Source organism: Pseudomonadota bacterium (assembly GCA_037200975.1).
Classification (GTDB): domain Bacteria; phylum Pseudomonadota; class Gammaproteobacteria; order Steroidobacterales; family Steroidobacteraceae; genus CADEED01.
This window is the reverse complement of sequence record JBBCGI010000001.1, coordinates 3,087,314-3,106,131: the sequence shown is the minus strand read 5'-3', so window position 1 is coordinate 3,106,131 and position 18,818 is coordinate 3,087,314. Positions and strand designations below refer to the sequence as shown.

The window sequence follows — 18,818 nt, the reverse complement described above, 5'->3', positions numbered from 1 at the left end:
CATGCCACAATAGCCGCCCGCTTCTGGCCCACGCACGATGTCGAGCGACGACAACAAATCCTGGATGGAACGCGATCTCGCGCACGTGTGGCATCCGTGCACGCAGATGAAAGATCACGAGACCGTGCCGATGATCCCGCTGCGCGCGGGCTCGGGCGTGTGGCTCGAGGATTTCGCGGGCCGGCGCTACATCGACGGCATCAGTTCCTGGTGGGTCAATCTTTTCGGCCACGCCAACCCGCGCATCAATGCCGCCGTGCGCGGGCAGTTAGACAAGCTCGAACACGCCATCTTCGCGGGATTCACCCACGAGCCGGCGATCACCCTCGCCGAGGAGCTGCTGCGCCTCGCGCCTCCCGGCCTCAATCGCTGCTTCTTCGCCGACAACGGTTCGGCCGCGATCGAAGTGGCCGTGAAAATGAGTTTTCACTACTGGCGCAATTGCGGAAAAGAACGCAAGACCCGCTTCATCACGCTCGCCAACAGCTACCACGGCGAGACGCTGGGCGCGCTCGCGGTCGGCAACGTCGATCTCTACAAGTCCATCTACCGTCCGCTGCTGATGGACGTGATCACCGTGCCCTCCCCCGATTCGTTCGCGCGCGAGCCCGGTGTGAGCGAAGCCGACCATGCGCGCCACATGTTCGAGCACATGGAAACCGCGCTGGCGCAGCATCATGAAGACGTCGCGGCCGTCATCGTCGAGCCGCTGGTGCAATGCGCCGGCGGCATGCGCATGTACGACCCCGTCTATCTCAAACTACTGCGGGCGGCCTGCGACAGACATGGCGTGCACCTGATCGCCGACGAGATCGCGGTGGGATTCGGCCGCACCGGCACGATGTTCGCCTGCGAGCAGGCGGGTATACGGCCCGACTACCTGTGCCTGTCGAAGGGCTTGACCGGCGGCTATCTGCCGCTGTCCGTGGTGCTCACGACCGACACGGTGTACGACGCGTTCTACGACGAATACACCAAACTCAACGCCTTCCTGCATTCGCACAGCTACACGGGGAATCCGCTGGCCTGCGCCGCCGCCAACGCCACGCTGGCGATTTTTCGCGAAGAACCAGTGCTCGAACGCAATCGCGCGACCGCGCTGGCCATGTCGAGCAGCGTCGAACACCTGCGCGGCCATCCCCACGTGGCCGAGATCCGCCAGCGCGGCATGATCCTCGCCATCGAACTGATGAAAGACCCGAAGACGCGCACACCGTATCCCTGGCAGGAACGCCGGGGTTTACGCATCTATCGGCATGCCCTGTCGCGCGGCGCGCTGATCCGCCCGCTCGGCACGACTATCTACTTCATGCCGCCCTACGTGATCGCGGCCGACGAAATCGAGTTGCTGGCGGCGATCGCGACCGAAGGCGTGGAGCTGGCATGCGCCTGACTCGCATCTTCGTGCCGGGACCGGTGACGGTGGGCACGCAGGCCGAACTGCCCGCCCAGGCCGGCGCGCATCTCACGCGAGTGCTGCGGCTTGCGGCCGGTGCTCCACTCACCTTGTTCAACGGCGCCGGCGGCGAATACGCCGCCACGTTGTTGCCGGGCGGCGGCAAGCAGGTGCTGGCGCGCGTGACGCGGCATGACGCCATCGAGCGCGAATCGCCATTGCAGATCACGTTGCTGCAGGGTGTCGCACGCGGTGAACGCATGGACCTCATCGTGCAGAAAGCCACCGAACTCGGCGTGACGCGTATTCTCCCGGTCCTGGCCGAACGATCCGTCGTCAAGGTCGACGCCAGCCAGCGCGAACGCAAACGCGAACACTGGCAGGCCGTCGCAAACTCCGCCTGCGAACAATGCGGGCGCAACCGCGTGCCGGAGATCGGTGCGCCGCTGCCGCTGGGAGACTCTCTCGGCGGCCTGGCTGCCGACGCGTTGCGTTGTCTGCTGGCCGCGGACGGGGAGGCGGCCCTCGCGAAAACCGTGACCGACAGCCAGCGGCCCATCGTGTTGCTGATCGGCCCGGAAGGCGGGCTCGCCGAAAACGAGCGCGAATTCGCCCGCGCGAATGGCTTCGTCGCCTGCCGTCTCGGTCCCCGAATCATGCGCACGGAAACCGCCGGCCTCGCCGCGCTCGCCGTCCTGCAAGCCATTGCCGGAGACTTCGCATCATGAGCGTCACTTCCCAATGGTTCGTTTGGGCAATGTTGTCGGCGGTGTTCGCGGCGCTCACGACCATCTTCGCGAAGCTGGGGCTGGCCGGAGTCGACTCCGATTTCGCGACGCTGATTCGCACCGCGGTCATTCTGATCCTGCTGGCGATCCTCGTGCTGGTGAGCGGCAAGTGGAGCAACCCGCTCGCGCTGCCGCCCAAGACGCTCGGTTTCCTGTTCCTGTCCGCGCTGGCCACCGGCGCCTCCTGGGTGTGTTATTTCCGCGCGCTGCAGATGGGCGATGCGGCGTTGGTCGCATCCGTCGACAAAGCCAGCCTGTTGCTGGTGGCGATCTTCGCGGTGTCTTTTCTGGGCGAGCGTCCGGCACCGCGCGATTGGGCGGGTATCGCGCTGGTCAGCGCCGGGGTTCTCGTGTTGGGATTGCGCCGGTAACGGCCGCGAGTCATCGGGAGCGCAGCATGTACGAAACCAGGACACAGAAGCCCCTCGCGCGCCCGCGGTTCGTGCGCCGCATGTTGGTCCACACGGCCATCGCCACGGGCCTCATCGTCGTGTCGATCGGCATCGGGATGCTGGGTTATTTCCGGTTCGAACACATGGCACCGCTCGACGGATTCCTCAACACCGCCATGTTGTTAGGTGGCATGGGGCCGGTGAATCCGCCGTTGACCGACGCCGGCAAGCTGTTCGCCGGGTTCTTCGCGCTGTACGCGGGGCTGGTGTTCATCGTCAGCGCGGCCTTGCTGTTCACGCCGCTGCTGCACCGGCTCATGCATCGCTTTCACTGGGACGACAAGTGAGCGCGCAAACGATCGGCATTGGCGCGGCATGAAACTTCGCACCGTCAGCGCCACCCGCTATGTCACCCCTCTGCGTGAGGGCGGTTCGCTGCCCGCGATCGTCGAGGCGGACGACGCCGGCATGTACGTGCTCAAGTTCCGCGGCGCCGGCCAGGGGCCCAAGGTGCTGGTGGCGGAGATCATCGTCGGCGAACTCGCGCGCGCCGCCGGCCTCGCGATGCCGGAAATCGTCTTCATCGAGCTCGACGCGGACCTGGCGCGGGCCGAGCCGGACGCGGAGATCCAGCAGCTCATGCGCGCCAGTGCCGGGCTCAACCTCGCCTTCGACTATCTACCCGGATCGGTCACCTTCGATCCCATCGCCGACAAACCCGACGCCCTGCTCGCCTCGTCGATCGTCTGGCTCGACGCGTACGTCAGCAACGTCGACCGCACGGCGCGTAACGCCAACATGTTGATGTGGCACCGGCGCCTGTGGTTGATCGATCACGGCGCGGCGCTGTACTTTCACCACGGCTGGAGCGAGGGCTCCGACTCGTCGGCGAATCCTTTCCCGGCGATCAAGGACCACGTGCTGCTGAAATACGCCGGCGCGCTCGGTGCAGCGGACGCCGCGATGTCCGCATCCATCACGCCGGGCCTGATCCGCGAAGTCGTGGAGCTAGTGCCTGACGAATGGCTCGCCACGGACCGGGCGTTTGCGACGCCCGCCGCGGCGCGTGCCGCTTACGTACGACATCTGACACAGCGGCTGCTGGCGCCGCGCGTTTTTCTGGAGGAGGCACAACGTGCACGCGCAGCGCTCGTATGACTATGCGGTGATCCGCGTGGTGCCACGCGTGGAACGCCAGGAGTTCGTCAACGCCGGCGTCATCGCCTGGTGCAAGGAGCAGGAGTTCCTCGCAGCGCGCATCGAGCTGGATGAGGCGCGCCTGCGGATGCTCGACCCGTCGGTCGACATCGACGCCGTGCGCCGGCACCTCGAGAGCATCTCCATCATCTGTGCGGGCGGTGAAGGCGCCGGGCCGATCGGCAAACTACCGAAGCGCGAGCGTTTCGACTGGCTGGTGGCGCCGCGCAGCACGATCATCCAGACGTCTGCCGTGCACACCGGCAGGTGCGCCGACCTCGAGGCGATGCTGGAGCATCTGATGAACGCGATGGTCAGGGTGGTGCCGGGAAGAAGCGGTGCCGCGGGGAATTAGTGGTGCCGGGGTGCAATTCTCGTAATTGAGCCAGCGATCGCGCGCAGTCGGCGGTGACTCAATTACGAGAATTGCACCCCGGCACCACTAATTCCCCGCGGCACCACTATTCCACGAGGACGGAAGTCTCCTCGGAGATCATCTCTTCGATGCGCTCGAGATCGGGAATCCATGGCGCTTCGTTGATCATGCGCACTTGAGAGATGATCGGCGTGCGTTCCGGAAAGGTCTTGGTCGGATCGGGACGCAGGATATCGGCGCTGACACGCACCAGCTGCGGGAAGCCCTGCGACACCATGCCGTAGTAGCCACCCTCGACCTGCGAACCCAGCGCGAACAACACCACGACGCGAGTGCGGCCCGTCAGCGGCGGAATGGTCTGGCCACAGGTGCCTTCGAAAGAGATCAACGGAATCTGCCGGCTGCCCCAGGCAAACATGCCGAGGTACCACGGCGGCGCGCCAGGCATTTCGGAGGGCGTCTGGAACCCCACCACCTCCGCCACGCACGAACGCGGCACGATGAGGCGCCCGTCGAGCAGGGGTATCAGCAGGCTGTAGATCTCGGATATGCGTTCAGCCATACGGGCCTCTAGTTAGCTTCGCGCAGGTGCTGTTCGCGCCGGCGCGCGATCAGCGGTTCGATGGCCTCGAGCAGCTGCGCTTCCTGGTAGGGCTTGCCGAGATAGTCGTCCACGCCGATCTCGATGGCGCGCGCGCGGTGTTTCTCACCGACTCGCGAGGTGATCATGATGATCGGGATCGCCGCCAGCCGCGGATCGGCGCGTACCTGCGTCGCCACTTCGTAGCCGTCCATACGCGGCATCTCGATGTCGAGCAGGATGATGTCCGGGGTGTGCTCCTGAAGCATTTCCATCGCGTCCACGCCGTCGCGCGCGGTCAGCACACGCATGCCGTTGCGTTCGAGCAGGCGCTGCGTCACGCGCCGCACGGTGATCGAGTCGTCGACGACCAGCGCGACCGAGCGGGTGTCGGTCTTCTCGCGCGGCATCACCGGTTCCGTGCGCGCGCGGAAATCGGTGCGCACCAGCGCGCCGATGTCGAGAATGATGACGATGCGGCCGTCGCCCAGAATCGTGGCGCCGGAAATGCCGCGGATCGCCGCGATCTGCGGGCCGACGCTCTTCACCACGATCTCGCGACTGCCAACCAGCTCGTCGGTAACGAGCCCCGTGGAGTGTTCGCCGGCGCGCACCAGGATGACGGGCACGGTCACATCGCCATCCGGCAACGGACCCGGCTCACGCCCGACGTAGAACGCCAGGTGCTGGAATTTGTACTTCTGCCCGCCGTATTCGAACGGCAGCGCCTCGGCGCCCAGGTGCGCTTCCACTTCCGAGCGCGACAACCGCACCACCCCTTCGACGGTGGGCAGTGGCAGCGCATACAACTCATCGTTGGCGCGCAGGATCAGCGCGTGGGAAATCGCCAGCGTCAGCGGCAGCCGGATGATGAAGCGCGAACCCTCGCCGAGCTTCGTCTCCATGTGCAGCGCGCCGCCGAGCTTCTTGATCTCGCTCGCGACCACGTCCATGCCGACGCCGCGTCCGGACAACGTGCTGACCACACCGGCCGTCGAAAAACCGGGCTCGAGCACCAGCTGCATGATGTCTTCGTCGGAGAGCTGCTGATCCGCCCGCACCATCCCGAGCGAGATGCCTTTGTCGCGGATCGCTTTCAGATTCATGCCGGCGCCGTCATCGGACACTTCCACGACGACTTCCGAGCCTTCGCGATGCAGCGCGATCGTGATCGTGCCGCTCTCGTCCTTGCCGGCTTTCTTGCGATCGTCGGGCTTCTCGATGCCGTGCGCCACCGCGTTGCGCAGCATGTGTTCGAACGGCGGCATCATGCGCTCGAGCACCTGCCTATCCAGTTCGCCGGAGGCACCCTCGATCGCGAGCTCGGCCTTCTTGTTCGTATCCGTCGCCGCCTGGCGCACGATGCGCGCGAGACGCTGCACGTGGCGCTGGAACGGCACCATGCGCGTACGCATGAGGCCGTTCTGCAATTCGGTGATGGTGCGCGCCTGCTGGGTCAGAAGGTTCTGCGTGTCTTTCGTCAGGTTCTCGAGCAGCTGCTGAATGCTGCCGACGTCGTTGGCGGTTTCGGCCAGCCCGCGCGAGAACTGCTGGATCGACGAGTAACGATCGAGCTCGAGCGGATCGAATTCGCCGCGCTGCCCGCCCTCTTCTTCATAACGATGCAGGATCTGCGCTTCGGTTTCGAGCTCGAGCTTGCGCAGCTGTTCCTTCAGGCGCGTGACGGTGCGCGACAGCTCGCCGACGTTGAAGTCGATCGAGCCGATCTGCTGTTCGAGGCGGGCGCGCGCGATGCTCGCTTCGCCGGAATTGTTGAGCAGCTGATCCAGCAACTCCGCGTCGACGCGCGCGAGTTCGGGACGATCGGCGGGGGCGGCCGGTTCACGTCCCGGGGGCACGGCGCCCGGCGGCAGCAGCGGACCGTCGGCGGCATCGCCGTCCTTCGATTCCCTGGCGAAGCCCGCGGACACGGGATCTTTCGACGCGGCACGCATCACGACAGACGGCGGCTCGACTGCGGCTCGTGGTGTTTGAACGGTCGCTTCGACGGGCGCAGGCGGCGGCGCCCACACCGGCGCGAGCACCGGCGGTTCGGCAATGGCCTCGTCGCGCGGCGGCGGCGGTGACATGGGCATCGGCGTCGGCACTGCGGACAACGTCGGAATGGACGGCGGCGCGGCTTTCGGCGGCGGTGAGAACGGAAGGGGTTCGGGCGCGGGCGCCATGGCGACGGGTTCGGGAGGCGGCGGCGAGGCGATAGCCACAGGAGCCGGTACTGGCGCGGCGGCAACGGGCGCTGGCGCGACGGGCGCGGCAGCGGCACTGCCCGGATGCGCCAACGCCTGGATCTTTGCGATCAGGCCACGCGCAGTGGTCACCCCTTTGCCGGTGCTGACGGATTCGCGCATACGCGCCAGTTCGTCGAGCGCCGTCTGCGCGAGTCCAAAGGCACGATCGTCAGCCGGGATCACCCCGCTGTCGATCTGCATGAAGAGCGTTTCCAACTCATGGCTCAGGTCGCCCATCGGCATCAGACCCGCCATGCGCGCGCCACCCTTCAGCGTATGCAAGGGGCGCTTCAGGGCATCGAGTCCATCGACGCTGCTGCGGTTCTCGTTCCACTCCGCGAGCGCGCCCTGCGAGGCGTCGATGAGCTCGACGGCCTCGTCCGTGAAGATGCTGGCGATTTCCTGATCGAAATCCGTGACCACGTCTTCGACCACGTCGGCGACGGGCGCGGGTACCTCCGCCGCTAACGTGGGCGCGGCGGACGGAAAGGAAACGGGAGGCGCCGCGACCGCCGGCGCGACAGGAACCGAGGCAGCCGGCGCGGGCGGCTGCGGTTCCGCCGCGAGTTCCGCGGCGCGCGCGGCAGCGACGATGCGCTGCTCGAGTTCATCGGTGGCCTGTTCGATTCGTGCGAGCAACGCGCCATGCGACTGGAAGAATCCAGTCGATTCGTCGAGGTGTGAGGCGACGGACTGCATGGCATTCATGCAGTCGGCCAGCAAATCGAGATCGCCGGTTTCGAGACCGATGCCGCTGTCGAAGGATTTGCGCACCCAATGTTCGAGTGGCGCGGTGAGACGGATGCCATGGCGCGCCTCGGCCATACGCGAGCTGCCCGACAACGTGTGGCAGGCACGATAGGCCTCTTCGCTCACGCCATGCGGCGCAGCCCGTGTGCGTTCGATCTCGACGTAGCGCAGAACGGCGGCGATATTCACCTGCGTCTCGCGGCTGTAGATCTCGCGCAGTTGCAGGTCGGCGCTGGGTTCTTCGTCGGGGCCGGACAGAACGATTTCCTCGCCGCCCTGATTTTCCGGATCATTGAACGCCCAGTCCTCAATGACTTCCACATTGCCCTCGGGCATCGCGCCTTCGGCAGGCGTCAGCTCGGGAAAGGCATCGGGTGAGGAAGCGGCGGCGGCAGGAGGCTGCAGCGTGGGAACGCGATTGGTGGCGTCAATGACGTCATCGCGGCGCGTGTCCATCGTGCGTTCGAGAATCTCCATGGTCGCGGTCTGCGCACCGGACGGGCCCTTGTTGGCGGCCAATGCATGCGCGCGATCGATGATGTCCTGCGCTTTGGCAGGGGCGGCCTGGTTCGCTTCGAGCGCGTTGACCAATTCGCCGGCCAGGGCCGCAGCATCTCGCACGGTTGCAAGGATGGCGGGCGAACGCTGCAGGGTGTTTTCGATCACCTTGTTGAGCAGGTTTTCGATGGCCCAGGCGAACTCGGCAATGTCGGTGGCGCCGACCATGCGGCCAGAGCCCTTGAGCGTGTGGAACGCGCGGCGCACGCCGGCCAGCGCATCCGTTTCGAGCGGGTTCTGCTCCCAGGCGGGGAACAGCTTGCCAATGCGGGCGACCTCTTCCCGGGCCTCCTCTATATATAGAGTGAGCAGTTCGGGATCGATGTGGATCGGCTTCGACCCGCCGACGCGCTGCTGCGCCGACTGATGCAATGTGGGCGCGCCATGCGCGCCGGGCGGGACCACGCCAGCCTGCAGCGCGTGGGCACGTGCCGTGGCGCCGGCATCGGCGAGCAACACCGTGGCCGCATAGGCCTCGGGACCGAGCGGCGGCACGGTCGGCACCACGCGCTTGGGCATCTGGGTGAGCGCAGACAAACAGGTCTGCGCGTTGTCGAGCATGTACCAGGGATCCGCGCGGCCGGCCTGCAGCGTCTCCATGTAGTACTCGAGGCTGACCACCGCGTCCGCCAGGCGGTCGAGGTAGTTAGGCGGAACGGCCGTGCCGCCGGGCTGCAGCAGCTCCTTGAGATGTCTTGCGATGCCGTCGACGATTTCCACGGCGCGCGTCTTGCCCAGCATGAGCAGGCCCGCCTTCATGCCGGCGATGAGACCCGGCCAGGCGTCGAGCGCGCCCACGTCGAGGGTGCCCGCGACATTCGAGGCGATCGCTTCCTTCACGCGTACCAGGTTGACGCTGCACTCGCGCAGCACCGCCGATTGCACCTGCTGGAAGTCCGCGTCGACCAGTTCCGCGTCCGCGGCGGGCGCGGCGGTCTTCGGCACGATGAGGCCGATCAGATCGCGGTCGAGGCGATCTTCGACGTTGATGAGCGTGGCGGCGATGTGTACCAGCGCCGCGTGATCGGCCGGCGTCTTGCCGGCGGCCATCGCCTCGAGCCGGCTGGTCTCCTCGAGCACGAGCTGGCGCAGTTCGCCCAAGCCCAGCACGCCCAGCGTGTCGCCGATCTTGCGCAGCATGCCGACCTGCGGTTCGAGCTCGGCAGGCTGGCCGCCGCGCCGGACGAAGATGTCCAGCACGTCCTTGACCTTGCCCAGGTCCTCGCGGATCGCCGCCGACACGGTGCGCATGAGCTTCACCGAGGGCGCCGACAGGTTTTCGCGTTCCTGCTCCACCGAATCGTCGACGTTGAGCAGCTCGTTCAAGCGGAACGAGGCGCGCACGGCCGTGATCTTGGGGCCGCTGCTGTTGGCACGGGCGATGTAATAAAGCAGGTTGTTGAGCAATTCGACCGGCGGATTCTGCGAGTAGCGGCCCTCACCCTGCGTGTACAGCTGCAGGATTTCCCGGTCCGCCAGGCCCAACAGGCGTTTGACCGACACGCCGGTTTCGAGGCCGCCGTCGCGCAGCGCTTCGATGACGGCGCCGACCACCCACCAGAGCTGGAACACGGACTGGCGCGTGGCCACCTGTTCGAGCTGGTGCGCGACGGTTTCGAGGATTTCGAGATTCTGCTCGGTGCGTTCGCCGCGAATCCAGCCGACGAGGCCGAGCTGGAAACGCGTGCGCAGCCGGCGCGCCCATTGCGCGACCGTGAGCGCGGGCTCGCCGGCGGCGGGCTGGATCGGCGCGGCCTGTTGATCGGATTTGAGATTGAGCAGCAGCAGCGTGCCTTCGGACAGCAGCGGGCTGCCGCGCACGGCACGCAGATCGTTGAGCAGCGGCAGCAGCACCAGGGCCAGATCCCGGCCTCCGGCCAGCACGCGTTCGACGTAACTCGGCAGCTGCACCATGGCGCGCATCAGCGCGTCGAGCGTCTCCGCCTGGTTCTTCTGCGAGGCGGGCGTGAGCAGATAGTGGGTGACCTGCTCCATTTCCTCGGCGAGCAGCGCGGCGCCGAATATTTCCAGCAAGCGCAGCACGCCCTGGACCTGGTGCAGGTCGGACACGCAGCGCTGCAGCAGCACGACGTTTTCAGGCTGTTCTACATAGGTCTCGAGCGCGGTGCGCGCTTCGGCAAGCGTGTTGTTCAGCTCGCGGCCGACGAGATCCAGCGTCTGTAGGGCTACTTCAGGCATTCAGTGAGCTAACTGTCCGTGTTACGAGGCAAGCGATACCGTTCGCGTCCGCGCGGTGGAGTTCGAAGGCTGCGGACTGATACCGGTCGTCGCCGCCGCGGCGGCTGCAATCGCGGCGCCCGCGGCCGCCACCTGGCGCGGTACGGGCGCGCCGGGCAACCGGAAGCCGGATGCGGACTGTCGCATCGCGGCCGACAGTTGCGCGAGTTTCGAAATGCTTTGCGAGGTCGCGGTGGTCGACTCGGCGGTCTGCGTCGAGATTTCCTTGAGGACCTGCATGTTGCGCGCAATCTTCTGCGCCTCGCTCACCTGCTGACGCGAGCTAGAGAAGATGTTCTGCACGAGGCTCGCGATCTGGTTCGAGACCTGCTCGATCTCCTCGAGCGCCGCGCCGGCGTTTTCGGCCAGCAACGCTCCGCCGACCACGTCGGTGGTGCTGCGTTCCATCGAAACCACGGCTTCATTCGTGTCCGCCTGAATGGCGCGCACCAGCGTTTCGATCTGCCGCGTCGCCGCGGCGGCGCGTTCCGCCAGGCGCTGCACTTCGTCGGCGACCACCGCGAAGCCGCGGCCCGCATCACCCGCCATCGAGGCCTGGATGGAGGCGTTCAACGCCAGAATATTCGTCTGCTCGGCGATGTCGTTGATGAGCTCGACGATGTTGCCGATTTCCTGCGAGCTCTCGCCCAGCCGCTTGATGCGTTTGCTGGTTTCCTGAATGGTTTCGCGGATGGCGTTCATGCCATCGATCGTGCGGCGCACCGCATCGCCGCCCTTGTGCGCGACATCGACCGAGTGGCGCGCGACGTCCGAGGCGCGCTCGGAGTTGCCCGAGATGGCCTCCGTGCTGCTCGCCATGTTGCTGGCGGATTCGGTGGCGCCAACGATCTGCTTCGACTGCGCGGTCGATGCCTTGGCCAGGTGCGCGGACAAGGCCTGCGTCTGCCGCGTGGCGCCGTCCAGCTGGATGGCCGATTGATTGATGGTGGCCACGAGGTCGCGCAACACGCCGATGGCGTAGTTGATCGAGTCCGCGATCGTGCCGGTGATGTCTTCCGTCACCGTGGCCTGGACGGTCAGATCGCCATCCGCCAGCGGCGCCAGTTCGTCGAGCAGGCGCAGGATGGCCTGCTGGTTGCGCTCGGTTTCCTTGCGCTGCGCGAGCGACAAGGCTTCGCGATGCGCGAAATCGCTCTCGACCACTTTGATGCGGCCGAACACCAGGAATGGCGGCACGGCCGTCGCCAACGTGAACGCGCCGGCAACGGCATACAGAAGGTCGAGCTTCAACAGCCAGGCCGCGACCCAGCACGCGGTGCTGAGCACCAGCAATACCAGCGTGGCCGTGATCAGGCTGCTGAGGGATTTGAGCGTGCGGGAACCGCCCGCGGCTTCGCTGCTCATGCCGCGGCCTCCTGGAAGGACGGGCTCTCGACCAGCTGACGCAGGCTCAACACCGGCCATTGCTCGGGGCCGCGCCGGAACGCGCCGGCCAGATAACGTTCGCAACGCACCACCGTAGGCGGCGCATCGCCAGAAAATTCGGATTCGGAAAAGCGGCGGAAGCCGAGCACTTCATCTACCACGAGGCCCGCAGGCACTTCCCGGTGATTGACGACAATGACGCGCACGTTGCGCGAGTTCGGCGTGAGGCCGGATCCGAGGTACTGGCGCAGATCGAGGATCGGCAGCAATTGCCCGCGCACGTTTGCGATGCCCTTGACCCAGGGCTTGGCGCCCGGAACCCGCGTGAGCCCGGGCGGCACGGCCAGCACTTCGCGCGTCTCTTCGCGCGCCGCGAGATACAGCTCGCCGGCCATGCGGAACGCGACGCCGACCCACTCGCGCGCGCCGGGGTTCTCCGACGCGGCGGCGGCGGTGACCGCGCGGCCGCGACGCTCGAGCTCGGCCAGCAGCTCGAATGGCTTGTCGCGTAAATGTTTTAGCGAAACGTTTTCGGTCATGTCGACACGTCAGGCGGCAAGAGTTGCCTGTGCCTTCGCCACGAGCTGATCGGGCGACACGGGCTTGACCATGTAATCGACCGCGCCCTGGCGCAGGCCCCAGATCTTGTCGGTCTCCTGTCCCTTGGACGTGACCATGATGATCGGGATGGTTTTGGTCTTCGGATCGTTCGCCAGCGTGCGCGTGGCCTGGTAGCCGTTGATGCCCGGCATCACGACGTCCATGAAGATGAGATCGGGAGTCATCTCGCGCGCCATGCGCACGCCCTCGGCGCCGTCCGCGGCGGTGGCAGTCTGGTAGCCAGACTTCTCCAACGCCTTCTTCATGACGTGCACTTCGGTCGGGGAATCATCCACGATCAAAATGAGAGCCATACTCACCTCGCAGCGACGTGCGTCTCGATGGCAGAGAGCAGTTCGTCCTTCGTGAATGGCTTGGTGAGGTAGTACTCCGATCCGACGATGCGCCCCCGCGCACGGTCGAACAGGCCGTCTTTCGAAGACAGCATGATCACCGGAATCGATTTGAAGACTTTGTTGTGCTTGATGAGCGAGCACGTCTGATAACCGTCGAGCCGCGGCATCATGATGTCGACGAACACGATGTCGGGGGTGTAGTCCGCGACCTTCGCGAGCGCATCGAAACCATCCACCGCCGTGTAGACCTCGCAGCCTTCCTTGGCGAGCAGAGTCTCGGCGGTCTTGCGGATGGTCTTGCTGTCGTCAATGACGAGGACCTTCAGACCCTTGAGGTGGGAGCTGGTGTCGTTCACCTAAACCTCTCCTGAAACAAACAAAAAAAGCGACGGAAATCAGCGTGGCGCCGCTATTAATAAGTGGCCCTGCTTGGCAAGCTGTGGGGCGTTTTAACATATAGGAATACCCCCGGCTATGCCGGTCACGTCACGTTTTTGAGGTCGGAGTTGTCGATGCAGAAAACACCTAGTCTTGCCGTCGTGATGGACCCGATCGCGAAGGTCAAATTTGCGAAGGACTCCACACTTGCAATGTTGCTTGCGGCGGCGGCCCGTGGCTGGAAGCTCACGTATTTCGAGCAGTCGGACCTCTTCCTGCGCGATGGTCTCGCCCTCGGGCGCGGGCGGCCGCTGCAGGTGTTCAACGATCCGGCGCACTGGTTCGAGCTCGGCGCGCCGAGCGTGATGAAACTAGGCGAGTTCGACTGCGTGTTCATGCGCAAGGATCCGCCGTTCGACGCCGAATACATCTACACCACTTACATCCTCGAGCGCGCCGAACTGCAGGGCGCGTTCGTCGCGAACCGGCCTCAGGGCCTGCGCGACATGAACGAGAAGGTCTATACCGCGTGGTTTCCGCAGTGCTGCGCGCCCACGCTCATTACCCGCTCGGCCGCCGACATCACCGCATTCGCGGCCGAGCACGGCAAGATCGTGGTCAAACCGCTCGACGGCATGGGCGGCAAATCGATCTTCGTGACCGAGAAAGGCGACAAGAACCTGCCGGTGATCATTGAAACGTTGACCGACTACGGACAGCGCTTCGCCATCGCGCAGCGCTACGTGCCGGATATCTCCTCCACCGGTGACTCGCGCGTGTTGCTGATCGACGGTCAGCCGGTCCCCTACGCGCTGGCCCGTATTCCTGCCGCGAACGACAATCGCGGCAACCTGGCCGCCGGCGCCAAGGGTGTCGGGCGCGAATTGAACGAACGCGACCGGTGGTTAGCGACTGAAATTGGCCCCAAGCTCGCCGAACTGGGAATGGTGTTCGTGGGCATCGACGTGATCGGCGGCTTCGTGACCGAGATCAACGTCACGAGTCCGACGGGAATTCGTGAACTCGACGGCCAGTTCGGGCTCAATATCGGCGATATGGTAATTGCCGCCCTTCAGCGCCGCATAGGCGCCAAGCAGCCCTGAGATGTCGGCCCGCGCGCTGCCATTGCGCGAAGGGATCGCGCCCACGCGCGACCGCCTCACCACCACCGTCTTCATGGCGGCGCTGGTGCACGGGGTCATCATCGTCGGCGTCACTTTCGGCTCGGTGAAGCACGAGTCTGCGGGCGCCCCGGGACTGGAAGTCCTGATCGTCTCCAACGACGTGCCCGAAGCCCAGACCAACACCACCGCCACCTACCTCGCCCAGCGCACGCAGCTCGGTTCCGGCAACAGCATCGATCCGGCCGAGGCGCGCCCGCCGCGCGCCGCCGCCGAATACGAAGCCCGCAATGGGCGCGCGGATGGCACGACCCTCGCGGAAGACGCCGGCGCGCTGCTCGCCGTCGCCGACAACCGGGCGCTAACTACCACCGCGCCGCAGCCCGAGATCCTCTACTTCGCGCCGCCCGCCAGCCTGGTGGAGGCGACGGAAGTTCCGGTTGAAACCACTGGCAACAGCGAACGCGACAAGCTCGGTGTGGATGACGCTGAAGATCAGAAGGTCCGCGGCCCGCCGCGCGACGAATTGTGGGTGACGCCTGACACTCGCGAGGCGCTGGTCGCGCCGTACCTCGTGGCCTGGCGTCTCAAGATAGAACGCCTGGGCACGATGAACTTCCCGCAGGCCGCCTGGCGTGCACCGGGAACCCGCAATCCCGACGTGGAAGTCGTGATCCTGGCCGACGGCACGCTCGACTCCGCCACCATTCGCCGCTCCAGCGGCTCGGCGAAACTCGACCAGGCGGCGACGGACATATTGAAGCTCGCGAGTCCGTTCGATCCTTTCCCGAAAGAACTCGCCGGCAAATACCGGCTGTTGCGTTTCACCTACGGATGGGAATTCGACGGCAAGAAAGTCAGCCGCGGAACCGTGACCGCACCCGCCAATTCACAGTAGACTCCTTTCCATATGGCCGGCGGCGTCACCAGTCTTTCGAATCATCTGCTGATCGCCATGCCCCAGCTCTCCGACCCGAATTTTTCGCAGACCGTCTCACTGATCTGCGAACACGGCGAGAAAGGGGCACTCGGCATCGTGCTCAACCGTCCGCTGTCGATGACGCTCAGCGAAGTGTTCGAGCAGATGAAGATCGAACCCACCGACAAGAAAGCCGCCGATCTGCCCGTCCTGCGCGGCGGGCCGGTGCACCAGGATCGCGGCTTCGTGCTGCATCGTCCGGGTGGCGAGTGGGACAGCACGCACAAGATCTCCGACCAGATCCAGGTCACCACGTCGCGCGACGTGCTCGCGGCCATGGCCTCGGGTGCCGGACCGGACAAGGCATTCATCGCGCTCGGCTACGCGGGCTGGGAAGCCGGCCAGCTCGAGAAGGAAATGCTCGACAACTCCTGGTTGTCGGTGCCGGCCGATGAAAGCGTGATCTTCGATCTGCCCTACGAGGAGCGCTGGCTAGCAACGCTGCGGTTGCTCGGCGTCGAACCCGCGCAGCTCACTTCGTTCTCCGGTCATGCCTGATCGGGCGCAACTGATCGTTGCACTCGACTTCGGACTCAAACGTATTGGCATCGCGAGCGGCGACACGCTGACACGCTCCGCGCACCCCCGCATCACGGTGTCCAACGGCCCGCAGGGCCCCGACTGGAAAGCCATCGACCGCCTGCTGGCGGACACACGCCCGGCGCGAATCGCCGTGGGCGAGCCCTATAATGCCGACGGCTCCGCGAGCCCCCTCACCGAGACCGCGCGCCGATTCGCCGCCGATCTGGGCCAACGCAGCGGACTGCCCATCGACCTGGTCGATGAACGCCACTCCTCGCAGGACGCCGAAGAGCGCCTGCGCGTCATGCGCGCGAGCGGCGAACGCAAGCGGCGGGTGACACGCGAGGACGTAGACGCGGCCGCGGCCGCGGTGATCCTGGAACGATGGTTCGAAACACACTGACAAAGACATGACGCAACAGAATCGCACCGACGGCACGCTCCGGCACCTGCTCACTCTCGAAGGAATGCCCAGGTCCGCGATCGAAGCGCTGCTCACGCGGGCGCAGAAATTCGTGAAGCCGATCGGCGAGGCGCCGGTGCACAACCGCAACCTCGCGGGCGTCACGGTCGCAAACCTGTTCACCGAGCCGTCGACGCGCACGCGCGTTTCGTTCGAGCTCGCGGCCAAGCGGCTCGGCGCCGACGTGGTCAATCTCGAGGTGCAGCTGTCCTCGCGCGTGAAGGGCGAGAGCATGCTCGACACCATCTACACACTCGAAGCCTGCCACGTGGACGTGTTCGTGATCCGCGACGCGGAGGCCGGCGTGCCGGACTTGGTGGCCTCGCACGTGCAGCCGCACGCCAGCGTATTGTCGGCCGGTGAAGCGCATGTCTCGCATCCCACCCAGGGGCTGCTCGACGCGCTGACCATCCTGCAGAAGAAGCAGAAGTTCGACGGCCTCAAGATCGCGATCGTCGGCGACATCAGGCACTCGCGCGTGGCGCGGTCCGCCTGGCACGTGCTGGCGACGCTGGGTGTCGGCGAGATCCGCATTGTCGCGCCCAAGGCGCTCATGCCCGATGCGACCGAGTTCGGCGGCTGCGAGCGTCACACCGCGCTCGAAACCGGCATCGCCGGCGTCGACGTCATCATGATGTTGCGCATCCAGAAGGAGCGTATGGCGACTGCGGCGATTCCGGACGCGGACCGCTACTTCGCAAAGTTCGGTTTGTCTTCCGAGCGGCTCGCGCGCGCGAAGCCTGACGCGATCGTCATGCACCCGCAGCCGATGAACCGCGGCATCGAGATCGCATCCGATGTCGCCGACGGTCCGCAGTCGGTGATCCGCGATCAGGTGCGCAACGGCGTGGCCGTGCGCATGGCCGTACTCGAAGCGGTGATCGAGGGACGTCATCGATGAGCGCCCTGCCGCACGAAGAGGCCGGCCGCGGACACGGCGTGCACCCCGCGCACCGGGGCAGCATCTTTCTCGAAGACGGCGTCGTGCTCTCGCACGAGTCCTGGCCGGGAGAACAGTTCGTATTGCGCATCACAGCGCCGAAGTGCGCCGCGCGCGCGCTGCCCGGCAGCTTCGTGCACCTCACCTGCGATCCGGACGTGCCGATGCGACGCCCGCTGTCCATCCAGCGCGTCAACGCGACCGATGGCTGGATCGAGATCCTTTACAAGATCGTCGGCCCCGGATTACGCGCGCTGTCGCGGCGCCACGTGGGCGACACGATCAGCGTGCTCGGCCCCATCGGCCAGCCATTCCGTCCCGATCCGAAGCGCCCGCGCTCCCTGCTGGTGGGCGGTGGCGTCGGCATTCCGCCGATGGTGTTCCTGTCCGAGTGGATGATGGAACAGGCCGGCAAACCCTGGAAGCCGCTGGTGCTGATGGGCTCGGAGATTCCATTTCCCTTCAAGGCACGCCCGTCCACGATCCTCGTGCCGGGCATTCCCGCGGGCAGCATCGCCGCGATGCCGCTGCTCGACGGCTGGGGCATTCCGAGCCGCCTCGCCAGCAAGGCCGGGTTCGCCGGCTGCTACGACGGCTTCGTCACGCAGCTCGCCGATGAGTGGTTAGGCTCGCTCGATGACGCGGCGAAGGCCGAAGTCGAAATCTTCTCCTGCGGCCCGACGCCGATGCTCGAAGCCGTGGCGAAGGTCGCGGCGAAACACGGCGTGCCCTGCCAGGTGTCGCTCGAGGAATTCATGGCCTGCGCGGTGGGCGGCTGCGCGGGCTGCACGGTGAAGGTGAACACACCCGATGGGCCCGCGATGAAGCGCGTGTGCGTGGATGGCCCGGTGTTCGATTCGCGCGCGGTATTCGGCTGACAAACAAAAAGATTTGAGGGGGAAGAATGTTTCATCGTCTCACGCTGGTCCTGGCGCTGGTTTTGCCACTCGTGGTTCGCGCCGCCGACCCACCGCCACCACCGTTCGTCGAAGTGCCGAACTTCTCCATTCCCGCGCCACCGGCCGACCAGGCGCAGATCGTCTTTCTCGAGCCCATCAACAAGATCCAGGGCATGTTCCCGGTGGGCATCTACAGGATCGAAGGCGAGCAGCTCACGCTGCTCAACGTTTCTTCCTGGCGCAGCAAGTCGGTGATCACGTTGCCGCCCGGCAAACACATGCTGGCGTCGGCGTTCGGCTGGCATTACATGGAAGCCAACGTCGAAGCCGGCAAGCGTTACTACGTGCTGCTGCGTTTCATCTACGGCAATGGCCTGCAGCTGCGGCCGATTCGCGCCTCCGGTACCTCCGAATACCGGATCAACAGCCCGGACTTCCAGAAATGGCTGAAGGCGACGGATCGATTCGTGCAGAAGTCCGCGGACGCCGACGCCTATTTCACGGCCTTCGGTGACCGCTGGAACGCAGCGCGGCTGAAAGGGCTCGAGAACTGGCAGGCGAAGACGGCCGCCGAAGTCGCCGAACTCACGCTCAACACCGACGACGCCGTTCCGCTGTAAGAAATAAAAAGGCGCCTCCCATCGGGAGGC

18 protein-coding genes and 1 pseudogene are annotated in these 18,818 nt (G+C 65.7%); 13 read left to right on the top strand and 6 right to left on the bottom strand.

What is annotated here, in order from left to right; translation table 11 throughout:
• Nucleotides 1-37 precede the first annotated feature (37 nt).
• Genes WDO72_14035 through WDO72_14010 form a run of 6 tightly spaced genes read left to right on the top strand, consistent with a single transcriptional unit; the run spans nt 38 to nt 4,128 of the window.
• Complete coding sequence (locus WDO72_14035) at nt 38-1,393, top strand: adenosylmethionine--8-amino-7-oxononanoate transaminase (protein MEJ0086801.1); 1,356 nt, start codon at nt 38-40, stop codon at nt 1,391-1,393.
• Nucleotides 1,384-2,124 carry a 16S rRNA (uracil(1498)-N(3))-methyltransferase gene (locus WDO72_14030; GenBank protein ID MEJ0086800.1) on the top strand — a complete coding sequence of 247 codons (741 nt, stop codon included), beginning with the start codon at nt 1,384-1,386 and terminating at the stop codon, nt 2,122-2,124. The genes WDO72_14035 and WDO72_14030 overlap by 10 nt, the downstream gene beginning before the upstream one ends.
• Nucleotides 2,121-2,555, top strand: a complete 435-nt coding sequence (locus WDO72_14025) for an EamA family transporter (GenBank protein ID MEJ0086799.1) — start codon at nt 2,121-2,123, stop codon at nt 2,553-2,555. Before WDO72_14030 ends, WDO72_14025 begins: the two co-directional genes overlap by 4 nt.
• Before the next feature lie 26 nt (nt 2,556-2,581).
• Complete coding sequence (locus WDO72_14020; GenBank protein ID MEJ0086798.1) at nt 2,582-2,923, top strand: hypothetical protein; 342 nt, start codon at nt 2,582-2,584, stop codon at nt 2,921-2,923.
• 28 nt (nt 2,924-2,951) lie between these two features.
• On the top strand, nt 2,952-3,734 hold the full coding sequence (locus tag WDO72_14015) for a HipA family kinase (protein ID MEJ0086797.1): 783 nt from the start codon (nt 2,952-2,954) through the stop codon (nt 3,732-3,734).
• The gene (locus WDO72_14010) at nt 3,712-4,128 is read left to right on the top strand and encodes a DUF3037 domain-containing protein (GenBank protein ID MEJ0086796.1); all 417 of its coding nucleotides are present in this window, start codon (nt 3,712-3,714) and stop codon (nt 4,126-4,128) included. Before WDO72_14015 ends, WDO72_14010 begins: the two co-directional genes overlap by 23 nt.
• Before the next feature lie 106 nt (nt 4,129-4,234).
• On the opposite strand, the gene WDO72_14005 is transcribed toward WDO72_14010, so the two are convergent.
• From WDO72_14005 to pilG, 6 genes and pseudogenes are all read right to left on the bottom strand, one after another.
• Nucleotides 4,235-4,711, bottom strand: a complete 477-nt coding sequence (locus WDO72_14005) for a chemotaxis protein CheW (GenBank protein ID MEJ0086795.1) — start codon at nt 4,709-4,711, stop codon at nt 4,235-4,237.
• 8 nt (nt 4,712-4,719) lie between these two features.
• On the bottom strand, nt 4,720-10,485 hold the full coding sequence (locus WDO72_14000) for an Hpt domain-containing protein (protein ID MEJ0086794.1): 5,766 nt from the start codon (nt 10,483-10,485) through the stop codon (nt 4,720-4,722).
• 147 nt (nt 10,486-10,632) lie between these two features.
• Nucleotides 10,633-11,637: pseudogene (locus WDO72_13995) on the bottom strand (methyl-accepting chemotaxis protein).
• A 248-nt stretch (nt 11,638-11,885) separates the two neighbouring features.
• Complete coding sequence (locus tag WDO72_13990) at nt 11,886-12,449, bottom strand: chemotaxis protein CheW (GenBank protein ID MEJ0086793.1); 564 nt, start codon at nt 12,447-12,449, stop codon at nt 11,886-11,888.
• A gap of 9 nt (nt 12,450-12,458) precedes the next feature.
• Entirely contained in the window at nt 12,459-12,824 is a 366-nt protein-coding gene (locus tag WDO72_13985) for a response regulator (protein ID MEJ0086792.1), read from the bottom strand.
• A gap of 2 nt (nt 12,825-12,826) precedes the next feature.
• Nucleotides 12,827-13,222, bottom strand: coding sequence for a twitching motility response regulator PilG (pilG, locus tag WDO72_13980; protein ID MEJ0086791.1), 396 nt, complete (start codon nt 13,220-13,222; stop codon nt 12,827-12,829).
• Nucleotides 13,223-13,378: 156 nt separating this feature from the next.
• On the opposite strand from pilG, the gene gshB reads away from it, so the two are divergent.
• Genes gshB through WDO72_13945 form a run of 7 tightly spaced genes read left to right on the top strand, consistent with a single transcriptional unit; the run spans nt 13,379 to nt 18,788 of the window.
• Complete coding sequence (gshB, locus tag WDO72_13975; protein ID MEJ0086790.1) at nt 13,379-14,347, top strand: glutathione synthase; 969 nt, start codon at nt 13,379-13,381, stop codon at nt 14,345-14,347.
• A gap of 1 nt (nt 14,348) precedes the next feature.
• Complete coding sequence (locus WDO72_13970) at nt 14,349-15,263, top strand: TonB family protein (protein MEJ0086789.1); 915 nt, start codon at nt 14,349-14,351, stop codon at nt 15,261-15,263.
• 12 nt (nt 15,264-15,275) lie between these two features.
• Nucleotides 15,276-15,842, top strand: coding sequence for a YqgE/AlgH family protein (locus tag WDO72_13965; GenBank protein MEJ0086788.1), 567 nt, complete (start codon nt 15,276-15,278; stop codon nt 15,840-15,842).
• Complete coding sequence (gene ruvX, locus WDO72_13960; protein ID MEJ0086787.1) at nt 15,835-16,269, top strand: Holliday junction resolvase RuvX; 435 nt, start codon at nt 15,835-15,837, stop codon at nt 16,267-16,269. Before WDO72_13965 ends, ruvX begins: the two co-directional genes overlap by 8 nt.
• Nucleotides 16,270-16,276: 7 nt before the next feature.
• On the top strand, nt 16,277-17,230 hold the full coding sequence (locus WDO72_13955) for an aspartate carbamoyltransferase catalytic subunit (protein MEJ0086786.1): 954 nt from the start codon (nt 16,277-16,279) through the stop codon (nt 17,228-17,230).
• Nucleotides 17,227-18,147: a dihydroorotate dehydrogenase electron transfer subunit gene (locus WDO72_13950; protein ID MEJ0086785.1), complete on the top strand. Its 921-nt coding sequence runs from the start codon at nt 17,227-17,229 to the stop codon at nt 18,145-18,147. Before WDO72_13955 ends, WDO72_13950 begins: the two co-directional genes overlap by 4 nt.
• A 26-nt stretch (nt 18,148-18,173) precedes the next feature.
• The gene (locus tag WDO72_13945; protein ID MEJ0086784.1) at nt 18,174-18,788 is read left to right on the top strand and encodes a hypothetical protein; all 615 of its coding nucleotides are present in this window, start codon (nt 18,174-18,176) and stop codon (nt 18,786-18,788) included.
• The last annotated feature ends 30 nt before the right edge of the window (nt 18,789-18,818 follow it).